We start from the raw sequence: 12,869 nt of genomic DNA on the forward strand, positions 1-12,869 counted from the left end.
CCTAAAAAAGGCTGAGCCACCAAAAACTGGAACAACACCTGTCAATCCCTTATCCTCATTCACAAATTGGTCCCGAAAATAATCCATCCCATTACTACTGCAAAATAGGTTTAAAGCATGAGTAGAAATGGCGCCAGCCAATCAGTCAATAGTTTTTATGCATATTATGAAGGTCATAATAGCACGAAGAGCTAAATATCCAGGCTGTAGAAGTCCTGTACTACCCCATAAGCTCCAAACCCCTCCTTAAACTGAATGAGCCCATCATTTAATTTTTTACCCTCATTTTCCGTTGAGATACCAAAGTTGAAATACCTCACTTCATTTTGATTTTTATACATATCGACCACGTAAGAAATAAGCCCCTCGGCTGCCCTAACGGCTTTACCTTCATCCGTCGAGGCAAGGTACTGGACATGAATGATGGATGGATTGATAAAGAGTAAAGCACCTGCAATCATTTCATCACCATCGAAACAAACATATAGCTTAATGTTATTCGGAAACCGGGAAGTAAGTAATTTCAACTCTTCTGCAGAGTGTACAGGGTTTACACCATGCTTTAGAAGTCCTTTTGCCACGATCGAAACAAAGGAATCGTAGTCGGAACTCTCGCATATTTTCAAGTTTTGGTTCTGGAATGTATCTAGATCCCGCTTTTTATTCCTTCTAAACCCATTTGTATGCTTCAGGTCAATACAGGAACTGATATCTCTACGTGAAACTTGTGCCCCTTTTAAATGCAAGGCATAAATATCTTCCTGACTCGGCTGTGTATGAAAAATATATGGAATTGCTTTATAGATTATTTTTTTTATACCGGTAGCCTTCAGATAAGCGATCAGAGCGTCGGTGATCTCAAGAATCATTCTTGCAGTTGTTTTTTCGGGGTACAACAAACCTCCAAACGTTAGTCCGCTATGACTAACGAGTGTATCACTCAATTCATTCGCAGGCAGAAGTGCTTTAATTTCACCTTTTGATTTGAAAATAAGGGAATGATCGGTAAAACGGTCACTGTGGTAGTCCATGAAATTCCTGTAGAAAATAAAGTGGGTGTTTTTACACTTTTCAACAGTTTTATTCCAATCCTCCTTCAACTGAGGGTTATACCTGACTACCTCGAAACTCATTTTTAATGGAAAAATTAAATCATGACATCCAGAAGAGAATAAGGAAATTATTCCTTTAATGTAAACAACAACTGACCATTGCAATAAACGATACCTTCTTCATTGGCAGAGATGCTTTCAATCATCAGCCTGCCTTTAAAAGCTTGATTTTCCTCCGAAACAATTATTTCTTCCTTAACAGATCTATTATTGAGGTCTTTATACCTCTCTTCCTGCGCTTTGAGTCCTTCATAAACACGATTCAAATCAAACGCCAGCATCGAATCTCCTTTGACTGACCTTAGTATCAAAGCCTTACGGTCAAAAGACAAAACTGCCACCGTGCTATCTGCCACTCGTAAAGTATCAGTGTGTGTCTCTCGTGAATGTATTGAAAAACTAAACTTGTAGACATAATCAAAGCCGGAGACATCAAGCAGCATCTTGTTATCGATGTAAGAATAGTAAGTTGGAAACTCTGTATAAACCTCTTCCGAATATTTGTATCCGTCCTGTAAACCCATCAATCGCATGGCAACTACACCCTCTGAATACCCCAGTTGATTTGCAATCTCTCTTGGACTCTGATCAAACCAGTCTTCAATGGCATTTACCCCGTGATAATCCTCCAGATAATACAGAATAGAAACCACTTCATTATGAAGGCTATCACTTAAGATGCCTTCATTCAGTTCCGGTTTGTCAAAAGTCAGCACAACAGTATCCGTTCGATCCCAAATAGGCTCATTTTTGATTTTTCCGTCCAGAATTCCAGCTTCGGTCAATACTTTTTCCAACCTATTCACCTGACTTCTTTCGCTCACACTAAACAACCCCCATGGCCCGAAGGAACAAAGCAGGATTATGGAGAAGAGAGAAATCGGGATCACCCGAATATCCTTCCCTCCTACAATCATGTATATAGATATCCCCGAAAGCCACACAGCAAGGAATATGGTGATGTATCTATTGATGGTCACGCCGTAATCCAAAACCCTGATGCCAATTGCCAGGTACAGCATCACAACCATAGGAATTAATACCCAATAATAGCCCCTTTTCAAAAACCGAATCGGGCTTCCGCTCTCCCGAATGGAATATGGATAAGCCAACAACATGGCCAAAATTCCCAGTACCGCCACTGCAATAATCATATAGGTGATGATCCCTGAGGGCCAGCTCCAAAGCGCTATAATTTTAATAGAATAGCTGTAAAGTATCAGAAAGTAAAGCCCTAAAAGAGGGATCAGAACGTAAAGAATAAATGTCCTCAATCCCTTGGGGTATACCTCATCTCCATCCAAAACATCATACTCATCAGGTACACCTGCCGCAAAGAACCAGGTATTGAATACACCAGCTATGAAAATGAAAATCTCAAAATACAGTTCATCCTGAACATCAACCTTAAAGAGTTCATCTAAAGCAAACAAGGCTAAAATCAAACCCACATAAATAAAATGAGAATAGAGCACCGCCAGCAAAAACCGGAGAAAAAGCACCTTATTAAACTGCCAGAAGCCATTGAGCGTACCACGGCTCAGGAAGGGTGCAAATGATACCAATAAATGTGCAGCAATGGAAAGGATGGTATACCGAATATAAGGTATGCTCTTGTTGAGTGTCTCCTCCGATCCCGGAAGGTAATAATATACTCCTATAAGCAGGAGTACCGCTACCCCAGAAACGATATTTCTAAAATTGCTGCTACGATCTGTTGCTTTTACATAGATGTCGACTGATAAAAATAAAGGAACCCCCAGGTAGCCACATAACAACAGGTTAATGTATGGAAAAGCATTATCAAGACTCGTTTCATGCTCTACCAGGAAGATGGCAAAATAGACCGCCATGCAAGCTGAAAAAATAACCAGTGGATGCTTTTTCAGTGCGTCTATGCCCTGTTCCACCAGATATTGAATTGAAGGAAGTTTCATATGCAGATTGTTAGCCGATTTCAAGATAACGCTATTTGACGAAATGAGATAGCCCTACTTCCAGTCCTACCATTTAGCTTTGCGACTTCAAAGTAAAAGGATGAAACAACTCAAAAGCACCATCGGCAGGTTAAGGCTATTGGCCATACTGGAAGGAATTAGCTTTCTGTTATTTGGCATAACCATGCCGCTTAAATATGCATTCGGGATTACTGAACCCAACTTCATAGTCGGCATGGCTCATGGCTGGCTCTTTATTCTTTATGTGATCTTTTGTTTCGAAAGCATCTTTAAATACGGTTGGTCATTTAAAGTTGGCACCATTTCACTAGTGGCATCTCTAATCCCATTTGGGACGTTTGTAGCTGATAGCAAAATCTTTAAACTCCAAAATGAAAATTGAACAGATTTAGAATTTTGTAGATCAAGGATTTTCAAAAATCACTTACGATCGAACTCATCGCGTTACTTTCAGAAAGTCTTTTCAATTATTGCCTAATAATTTAAACCCCTAAGGTATACGAAGGCTATTTAATTCATTATCGGACTACTTTCACCCACAGCCTTTCTAACAGCCGGTGCCACAACCGTACCAAGCAGTTCAATAGCCCTCATAAGCTTATCATGGGGCATCGTTCCAACACTTAAGTGCATTAGATATCTTGTTAGCCCCATCATCTCTTGCTGCGCCAGTATTTTATCAATCACCATTTGAGGGTCACCAAGTACCAGGGAACCCTCCGGTGAACGCATCCATTTATACTGGGCTTTGCTCATAGCCGGCCATCCACGTTCCTTACCCAACTGAGTCATGACCTGAGCATACGGCCCATAAAACACATCAGCCGCTTCCTGCTCCGTATCCGCGATAAAACCATGGCTATGCACAGCAATCTGCATTTGACTCAAATCATGCCCCGACTCTTCATAAGTTCTTTTATACAAATCTGTCAGCTGAACGAACCGCTCGGGCTGTCCCCCTATGATGGCCAGCGCTAATGGAAGCCCCTTAGAAGCCGCTCGTACCACTGATTGCGGCGTACCTCCGACGGCAATCCAGATCGGCAATTCATCCTGATAAGGTCTTGGGTAAACACCACGATCCTCGATTGCCGCACGATGTCTCCCCTCCCAGGTGACCTTTTCACTTTTGTTCAGCGCAATAAGGAGTTCAAGTTTCTCCGCAAACAATGAATCATATTCTTTGAGATTGTTACCGAATAATGGAAATGACTCAATAAACGACCCCCTACCGGCCATGATCTCCGCTCGCCCCTTGGAAAGCAGGTCTACATGAGAAAATTGCTGAAAGACCCGAACAGGATCATCGGAGCTGAGCACGGTTACCGCACTCGACAGTTTAATCTTTTTGGTTTTGACTGCTGCCGCCGCAAGAACCGTGGCTGGAGAAGAAACCACAAAATCTGGCCGATGATGTTCACCTATGGCATACACATCAAGTCCAACCTGATCCGCCAATTCAATTTCCTCCATGAGGTTTTTCATTCGCTCATAAGGACTAAGAACCTTACCGCTTTCAGGGTCGGCCGTGTTTTCTACGAAGGTGCTAATTCCTATTTCCATGGCATAACTAATTCTGATTTAAGAAATCATTCAATATTCATTTATTGACGTATAACCATTACTTGTTATAAATGGGTTATTATCCAAGAATCAAGCTGTGTAAATAGCAAATTAATACATGGTCATAAGCGTTTCTCACACCAGGCGTTCAATGCAAATTTTACCAATTAAGAACGTTTGCAGGTTACATTATTTATATTTTAAATGGTTTTTTTTGTGTTTTTAATAATTAGACCTGCCGATAATTAATATGTTTTAAAAATTTTAATTCTCATTTTATTAACAAAAATCATATTTTATAAATTGGCTTTTGAAGCAAACTAAATATAACCAAACTATGAGAATAATCTTCGCGTTATGTCTTCTAACATCAACGCAAATTTATGCCCAAAGCTGGCAACCCCTGTTCAATGGTAAAAGCCTTAGTAACTGGAAACAACATGGGGGAAAAGCTACTTACAAAGTTGAAGATGAAACTATTGTAAGCACCGCTATTCCAAACTCTCCCAACTCCTTTCTTTATACTAAAAGCTCTTACGGTGATTTTATTCTGGAACTCGAAGTTATGGTGGACAACCGCTTGAATTCGGGTATTCAATTCAGAAGTCAAATTAATGGCGCAGGTACGTTAGTAGGTTACCAATGTGACATTGATCCATCCGATAGAAAGTTCACGGGCGGAATCTTTGATGAACAAAATAGAGGTTGGCTTTATCCGTTAAGTCGAAACCCGAAAGCACAATCAGCTTTCAGAAAAGGTGAATGGAATAGCATACGTATAGAATGTTATGGCAATAGCATTCAAACTTATGTGAATGGAATGATGTGTAGCCGGCTGATTGATGACATGGCTTCTGATGGTATTATTGCCCTTCAAGTTCATTCCATTCCCGAAAAAGATAATGGCCTTCAGGTCAGATGGAGAGATATCAAAATTCTTACTGAAGATGTAGCGGAATATCTGTCAACTCCGGATCCGACTGTATCAGAATTGTCCTACTTAAAAAATCAACTTACCGATTGGGAAACAAATCATGGATGGAGATTACTCTGGGATGGACAATCAACTGATGGTTGGCGCGGTGCCAAGCTAGATGAATTTCCAAATAAAGGCTGGAAAATGGAAAATGGTGAACTAACTGTCCTGGCCTCTGATGGTGGTGAATCAACAGGAGGTGGCGATATCGTTACCACCAGAAACTACAGCAACTTTGAATTAGAACTGGAGTTCAAAATAACCGAAGGTGCCAACAGTGGCATCAAGTATTTTGTAGATCCATCACTGAATAAGGGATCAGGGTCTGCCATTGGTTGTGAATTTCAGGTTCTGGATGATGTAAATCACCCAGATGCAAAAAAAGGAGTTGAGGGTAATAGAACGGTAGGATCCCTATATGATTTGATTACTGCGAAAAACCTTAGCGTTGAAGGAAGATCCAAACAATTCAAAGGAATTGACAAATGGAATAAAGCATACATCATTGCAAAAGATGGTCATGTTGAACATTGGCTTAACAATGAGAAAGTTGTTGAATATGAGCGATTCTCACAGATGTTCGAAGCCCTTGTAAACTATAGCAAATATGCTGGTTGGGAAAATTTTGGAAGATGGCCAGAAGGATGCATCCTTTTGCAGGACCATGGCAATGAAGTTAGTTATCGTAGTATCAAAATCAGAGAACTCTAATGGAAAATAGAAGATCATTCATCAAAAAATCAGTACTCGGCGCTGCGGGTGCCTCCATGGCATTTTCGGCCTCAAGTTATGCGAGAATCATAGGCGCTAACGACCGCGTTCACATTGCCGTAGCCGGACTAAACGGAAGAGGAAAGGCCCTTGGTCTTTCAGCCTTAAAAACACCGGGTGCCTCAGTCCGCTACCTTTGCGATGTAGACAACCGACAGTTTTCTACTTTTAAGGATATGTTGGTAAAAGCTGGTCACGATGATAAGCTCAAGGAGGTAGAGGATTACAGAAAGCTCGTCGAGAAAAAGGACCTTGATGCAGTGGCCATAGCCACTCCGGAACACTGGCATGCTCCAATGGCCATAATGGCAATGCAAGCAGGAAAACATGTTTATGTTGAAAAACCTTGTGCTCACAACCCTTTCGAATGCGAACTTTTGGTTGAAGCTCAAAAGACCTATGGTAAAACGGTGCAAATGGGAAATCAACAGCGAAGTGCTCCTAGCTCCATTCAAACTATAAAAGACATCAATAACGGAATTATAGGCAACCCATATTATGGTAAAGCCTGGTATAGCAATTCCAGAGGCTCAATCGGAAGAGCCCAAAAAACCGCAGTGCCGGATTGGCTAAACTGGGAATTGTGGCAAGGACCAGCCCCAAGAAAAGACTTTGAAAACATTTGGGTTCATTATAACTGGCATTGGAACCGAAACTGGGGAACAGGAGAAATACATAACAATGGTACCCACGAATTAGATATCTGTAGATGGGCTCTTGGCGTTGACTACCCAAACCGCGTCACTTCTTCTGGAGGACGTTTTCACTTTGAGGATGATTGGCAATTCTATGATACGCAATTAGCCAATTTTGAATTTGATGGCAACAAGATGATCTCCTGGGAAGGGAAAAGCTGTAACCCTTCTACCTTTTTCGGAGAGGGCCGTGGAGCTGCAATTTATGGTACTGAAGGCTATGCCATATTAACCAGGAATGGTACCAGAACCTACAATAAGTCCGGAGAACTAATCAAAGAGCTCAAAGAAGATGAACAAAGCGCAACGCTTAACACGGTAGGAATTGGTGCACTTGACTTGAAACACATGACTAATTTCATCAAAGGCATACAATCTGTAGAAACCTTAAATGCTCCTATCGATGATGCGAGCATAAGCACCATGCTATGCCATTTGGGAAACATCTCACAGGATGTTCAAAGATCTCTAAACATTGATCCGACAAATGGTCGTATTCTCAAAGATGAGGAAGCAATGAAATTTTGGAAGCGGGAATATGAGCCCGGTTGGGAATTGAAAGTGTGATATTATGGATAGACGTTCCTTCTTAATTAAAAGCGGCTTAGCTTCAGGGGGATTGGCACTTGGATCTACATTTCTTAGTGCCAACTCCATCAGCAAACGCAAATTATGTGTTGGAGTTATTGGAACCGGTGATAGAGGACAAGGCCTCCTGGGTTTGATTTCTCAAATAGATCAAATGGAAGCCATCGGGTGCTGCGATGTGATACCATTCAGATTAGAAAAGGGGTTAAGTCTGGCATCACCCAAAGCCAAAGGCTATAAAGACTACCGGAAACTTTTAGAAGACAAATCCATTGATTGCGTCATTATTTGCACTCCGTTCTCTTTGCATGGACAAATGGCCATAGATGCTCTTAATGCAGGTAAGCATGTCTATTGTGAGAAGACGATGGCCATGGGTATTGATAGTATCCAAAAGACGATTGCAGTTGCTCAGGAAAACCCTGGATTGATTTTTCAAACCGGTCATCAATACCATACCTCTGAACTTTATCGAAAGGTTAGGGAAATCATTCAATCAGGATACATTGGCGATGTTACTGCCTACCACTGTCAGTGGAATAGAAATGGAAATTGGCGTCGTGAAGTGCCTGACCCAAAATGGGAACGCATTATCAACTGGAGAATGTACAAGGAGTATTCCGGTGGTTTGATCGCAGAATTAATGTCGCATCAAATAGATTTCATAAACTGGACCTCCGAATCTACTCCGGCCAAGTTTGCAGGATTTGGTGGTGTTGACCATTGGAAAGACGGACGTGAAACCTTTGATAACGTCCATCTTCAAATAGCCTATGAAAATGGGTTAGATGCGACATTTTCATGCACCACTACCAATGGGTTTGAGGATTATCAAATAAAGGTTCTGGGTAGCCAAGCGACCATTGTTATTGATTACAATGATGCCATGATTTATCCTGAACGAACCAGTCCTTCTGAACTTGGAATGGTAGACGGGGTCTCAGGAGCCACCCTACAGTCATGGCAAAAAGGCCAAGGTGTACCCATTCCAGCCAAAGGAATGGACCCTACCAAGCAGTCATTAATTGAATTCCGAAATTGTGTTTTTGAGGGTAGACAACCAGAATCAGGGGTTGAAACCGGAGGAATGGTAGCGAAATGCGTACATATTGCTTTGGATGCAGTTAGAAACAGTCAGGTTAAATTATGGAGTGATTATCCAAAATTGACTTGTTGAGGCTATTCGAAAAGAGCATAGCGAGAACTTATCAGATAAACAAGGCCATGTTGACATGACATGGCCTTTTTCATTGTGGTAAACCCCTATTTACTCCTCATAAAAATCCAGAAGTCCCTGAATGAACATTTCGTGCCAGCCTCCTACAATATCTTCAAAATCATTTTCCGGAATATTAGTATGATTAACCTCTAATGAGGTTCCTTTTTTATGTGGATGAAATTTCAGGGTCACAATGGATTCATCATGCGCTCCAAAATACCATTGTTCAACCAATTTTTTACCTGGATCGAAATCAACCAGCTCACCCACAATGCTTTCATCCCACATCGAAAATTCAGCTCCCTTTTTTAATTCAAACACTGCAGGGGATCCGGTCCACAGCTCAATAGTCGGCTTGAAAGTCAAAGCGGCGAAAACCTCTTCAGGCGCTGCGGGTATGGTAAAGTACTTTTTAAAATCTGGCATATCGCAAAAATATTCCATCACCCCTATTTAGTAATTATTAATAATTGTCGACAACAACTATTTGAGTAAAATACTTTCAAATCGATGCAACCTTTTTGAGAACTGTGCTTCCAAAAAAACGCACATAAAAGTGTTCGGAAGTGTACATAAACGAACACATTTTTCCTTCAAAATAAACTCAACTAGTTGATTATCAATACATTAAATCTTTTGGCACAATCTTTCAAGACTACTATTCAAATTCACACAAACTCTAAATGCACAAGTCATGAAATCGCTGAATAAATTTTTCATTCTGGCCTTAGCCCTGACGCTCTCCTTCGCATCCTTCTCTTCTGATTTGGATGATCCAAATAGTCAATCTGTAAAACAAGCTAAAGAAGCCGTTAAGCTTGCGGAACCGGATGATTATATCACTTTAGCTCAAAGTGCCGAGATATGTTTTTTACTCAAAGAGAATACCGAACAGGCATTATCCTGGATTGATCAATCATTGAATATAAAAGAGACCCCTTACAACCTTGAGATTAAGGCAGACTTTCTTGCTTCCATTGGTGATAAAAGCCTCGCTACAAATTATTACCTGAAAGCGGTGCTGGCTGCTGACGAATCGTCTTTGGATACCCATAACTCCCGAATACAGGACAAGCTATTGAGCTTAAGATGATCTCTTCTTTTAATTTCGTCTATCATGAGGTGACCCTTCCGGGTCACCTTTTTTATTGCTTTTGAAGCTCTGAATTAAATTATCCTAAAAACCCCCAGATTTTGTAACCTTTCAGATCTTTCCAAATCCTAAAAAGTGTACGATTTAACGCACGGTGTCGTACACTCACGCAAGTTGGCTGCCAAAAGCATCAACATAAACACCTGATTTCATGCAACTTATGGTTTATGGCACAGTCTTTCATAATGAAAAGACAAATTTTCACACTAAACTCATAAACTATAAATCATGAACACGCTGAAAAAACTCTCAATGCTAGCCTTAGGGCTGACCCTGTTCTCGTTTGCCTCTCTGGCTAATGGGTATGACTTCGATGACCCGAATAGCAAAATCGTTCAAAAAGCAATTGATGCTGTAGCCAATGCTGAGGATAACGACTGGGAAACCCTGGCCCAAAGCGCTGAAATCTGTTTTATGAAAAAGGAAAACATGGAAGAGGCTGTAACATGGATAGAGCATTCTATCAAAATCAAGGAAACCCCTTACAATATGGAGGTTTATGGAGACTACCTCGCATCTGTAGGCAAAAACAAAGAAGCCAGACGTCACTATTACAATGCCATTGTTTTAATCAAACAAAAGGAACCAACTTCGGAAAACACCAGACTACAACAAAAAATCTGGGACCTTCGGTAAGCATTGTTCTAAGTCAGATCCTAAAAAGGCGACCTATTGGGTCGCCTTTTTATTTCAGCCTATCTGCAAATATTTTTTTGAATTTCTCCACCTTCGGTGCCACTACAAACTGACAATAGGGCTGTGAACCATTTGACTCAAAGTATTCCTGATGATAGTCCTCAGCCGGCCAGAACTTTTCAAAGGCTGTGATCTCAGTGACAATGGAGTCCGGCCAGATTCCGGCAGCATCAAGCTCATTTTTTATATCTTCGGCGATAGCCTTCTGGTCTTCATTATGATAGAAAACCACTGATCGGTATTGCGTTCCCACATCATTTCCCTGTCTGTTTAATGTAGTAGGATCATGCGTTTTCCAGAAAACCTGTAATACTTCAGTCAAACTAATAACCTCTGGATTGAATGTTACCTGCACCACCTCTGCATGTCCGGTAGTTCCGCTACAAACTTCCCGATAAAAAGGCTCCTTGGTTTTACCTCCTGAATATCCTGAAACTGCAGATTCTACACCGCGCAATCTTTGGAAAACTGCCTGTGTACACCAAAAACAACCGGAACCTAAGGTGATTTTCTCCATAATCAATCATTCATTTCGTGGTGTAACACTATAACCACGTGAATAGTTTATTCCCTTAAAGATCCTGAATAGCTTCCAGAAAGCCACCGGTGATGGCCACAACTGATGGCCTTGGCATTTCTGCTCCACCCTTTGGCCAATTACTCGTGTAGTTATCCTGAGAAGATCGCTCCCCGGGATGCTGTACGCTCAGGAACAAAGTTTCCCAGTCATCTGAAAAACATGGACCGGTAAGCTCTGCTTCCTTAGGAGCACTGGCAACCTGAATGATCTTACCTGCCTGCTCACCATTCCTGATCAATACATACAAGCCATTATTTCCAAAGGACTCAAACATTCCCTTTCCTAAATTGGCTCCCTTGATATCAGAAGTAAACCACAGATTACCCACTTTATCAAAAATAAGGTTGTCAGGACAGGCAAACCCCGTTTCTTCGCCACCTGTCAATAAAGTGTCATAGCTGAAAGTAAGTGACTCGTAATTAGTGTCAGTCTCGCTCAGTTTCACGATGGAGCCAAAATGATTATCCTTTTTAACATTGTCCGTGAGAGAAATAATCACATCTCCTGTCAACGGGTCAATTTCAATGTCTTCCGGGCGATCCAGCTGACTGCCTCCAATCGCAATAGCTGCATCTCTACACCGAATTAACATTTCTGTCTCCGACTTAAACAAATGCGATAGCGAACCATAATCCAGATGTATCCATTCTCCTTTTTCTGTATTCGCTACGTATAGCTTTCCCGGGTAGATCTGCCCTGGCTCCTCCGAGATATACTTATACAGACAACCTCCTTCAATGTCATCTCCTGTGTATATAACCACTCTACCATCTTCCAGGGCCTGAACAGTGGCGCATTCATGCGCAAACCGACCTAGTCCCACATGCTTTTGAGCCTCACCGGTAATCGGATTCACCTCTACTACCCATCCATAATGTTCTGTTGGGTTTCCTTTAAAGCTTTCCCATCCCAGATAGCTCTTGCGGAACTTGGCATTGGCATAATCCCTTTCCCCGTAGAAATTATTATAATTTTCTTCGCAGGTTAGAATCGTTCCCCAGGGAGTCACACCACCCGAGCAATTAGCAAGTGTGCCTATAGCCTGGTCCTTCCTCGCTACTTTTTCATGCCACTTAAATGGAATAGGGGTATGAGCGGTGATTCGCTTATTTAACTCATCTCCGATAACAGGCTTCCATCCTCCAAAAAGGGATTTCTTTAGTTTAATAATGGACCCCCCAACCTCATACATCTCCTTATCAATCTGATTACTATTGCGCACGTTAACCTTGTCCTCCGGGTTAAAACCACTGATCAAGCGTGGATTGATCTGCTCATGATTGACCCAAAGTATCGCCTCCCGGCCTGACTGGGGCAAAAACGCGATGTAATCATTATCATAACCAAAAGTATCCTCAGAAGAAATAGGATCACCCCAACTAAGCAAGACCTCATATTCCAAACCATCAGTGAGCAGTAGCTCATCCTTCAGACTTGCATTCATTCCATCTCCCACTTTTGAGCGACATCCCTGCAAGCCCACCTGAAGCATTGGAAAAATAATTGCACCCTTTCCTAAAAATTCTACAAAGTTTCTTCGTTTCATTCTTAATGAAAT

At 41.4% G+C, this 12,869-nt stretch carries 12 protein-coding genes; 6 read left to right on the top strand and 6 right to left on the bottom strand.

From position 1 onward, the window contains the following. Positions 1 to 191 precede the first annotated feature (191 nt). Together NXR94_RS12770 and NXR94_RS12775 are read right to left on the bottom strand one after the other, a co-directional pair. Positions 192 to 1,133 carry a GNAT family N-acetyltransferase gene (locus tag NXR94_RS12770; protein WP_258105037.1) on the bottom strand — a complete coding sequence of 314 codons (942 nt, stop codon included), beginning with the start codon at positions 1,131 to 1,133 and terminating at the stop codon, positions 192 to 194. Between the two features lie 47 nt (positions 1,134 to 1,180). Beyond that, the gene (locus NXR94_RS12775) at positions 1,181 to 3,049 is read right to left on the bottom strand and encodes a DUF4153 domain-containing protein (protein WP_258105038.1); all 1,869 of its coding nucleotides are present in this window, start codon (positions 3,047 to 3,049) and stop codon (positions 1,181 to 1,183) included. A 100-nt stretch (positions 3,050 to 3,149) separates the two neighbouring features. On the opposite strand from NXR94_RS12775, the gene NXR94_RS12780 reads away from it, so the two are divergent. Further along, on the top strand, positions 3,150 to 3,452 hold the full coding sequence (locus NXR94_RS12780) for a DUF3817 domain-containing protein (protein ID WP_258105039.1): 303 nt from the start codon (positions 3,150 to 3,152) through the stop codon (positions 3,450 to 3,452). A 128-nt stretch (positions 3,453 to 3,580) separates the two neighbouring features. Here NXR94_RS12780 and NXR94_RS12785 read toward each other — a convergent pair whose 3' ends face one another. After that, entirely contained in the window at positions 3,581 to 4,633 is a 1,053-nt protein-coding gene (locus tag NXR94_RS12785; protein WP_258105040.1) for an LLM class flavin-dependent oxidoreductase, read from the bottom strand. Between the two features lie 337 nt (positions 4,634 to 4,970). Between NXR94_RS12785 and NXR94_RS12790 the strand changes: the two genes are divergently transcribed. From NXR94_RS12790 to NXR94_RS12800, 3 genes are read left to right on the top strand one after another with little or no spacing between them, the layout of a single operon-like run. Next, a complete protein-coding gene (locus NXR94_RS12790; protein WP_258105041.1) occupies positions 4,971 to 6,320 on the top strand; it encodes a DUF1080 domain-containing protein in 1,350 nt (449 codons plus the stop codon). After that, positions 6,320 to 7,642: a Gfo/Idh/MocA family protein gene (locus NXR94_RS12795; RefSeq protein WP_258105042.1), complete on the top strand. Its 1,323-nt coding sequence runs from the start codon at positions 6,320 to 6,322 to the stop codon at positions 7,640 to 7,642. Before NXR94_RS12790 ends, NXR94_RS12795 begins: the two co-directional genes overlap by 1 nt. Before the next feature lie 4 nt (positions 7,643 to 7,646). Continuing rightward, positions 7,647 to 8,840, top strand: a complete 1,194-nt coding sequence (locus NXR94_RS12800) for a Gfo/Idh/MocA family protein (RefSeq protein WP_258105044.1) — start codon at positions 7,647 to 7,649, stop codon at positions 8,838 to 8,840. Positions 8,841 to 8,930: 90 nt separating this feature from the next. Here the strand turns inward: NXR94_RS12800 and NXR94_RS12805 are convergent, their stop codons facing one another. Then, positions 8,931 to 9,326 carry an SRPBCC domain-containing protein gene (locus NXR94_RS12805; RefSeq protein ID WP_258105046.1) on the bottom strand — a complete coding sequence of 132 codons (396 nt, stop codon included), beginning with the start codon at positions 9,324 to 9,326 and terminating at the stop codon, positions 8,931 to 8,933. A gap of 250 nt (positions 9,327 to 9,576) precedes the next feature. On the opposite strand from NXR94_RS12805, the gene NXR94_RS12810 reads away from it, so the two are divergent. After that, complete coding sequence (locus NXR94_RS12810; protein WP_258105047.1) at positions 9,577 to 9,975, top strand: hypothetical protein; 399 nt, start codon at positions 9,577 to 9,579, stop codon at positions 9,973 to 9,975. 288 nt (positions 9,976 to 10,263) lie between these two features. Further along, on the top strand, positions 10,264 to 10,671 hold the full coding sequence (locus NXR94_RS12815; RefSeq protein ID WP_258105049.1) for a hypothetical protein: 408 nt from the start codon (positions 10,264 to 10,266) through the stop codon (positions 10,669 to 10,671). A gap of 49 nt (positions 10,672 to 10,720) precedes the next feature. On the opposite strand, the gene msrA is transcribed toward NXR94_RS12815, so the two are convergent. Further along, on the bottom strand, positions 10,721 to 11,248 hold the full coding sequence (gene msrA / locus NXR94_RS12820) for a peptide-methionine (S)-S-oxide reductase MsrA (protein ID WP_258105050.1): 528 nt from the start codon (positions 11,246 to 11,248) through the stop codon (positions 10,721 to 10,723). A gap of 55 nt (positions 11,249 to 11,303) precedes the next feature. Continuing rightward, positions 11,304 to 12,857, bottom strand: a complete 1,554-nt coding sequence (locus NXR94_RS12825; RefSeq protein ID WP_258105051.1) for a PhoX family phosphatase — start codon at positions 12,855 to 12,857, stop codon at positions 11,304 to 11,306. Between the last annotated feature and the right edge of the window lie 12 nt (positions 12,858 to 12,869).

This window comes from Marinoscillum sp. MHG1-6 (genome assembly GCF_024714475.1).
Taxonomy (GTDB): Bacteria; Bacteroidota; Bacteroidia; order Cytophagales; family Cyclobacteriaceae; genus JAMZMI01.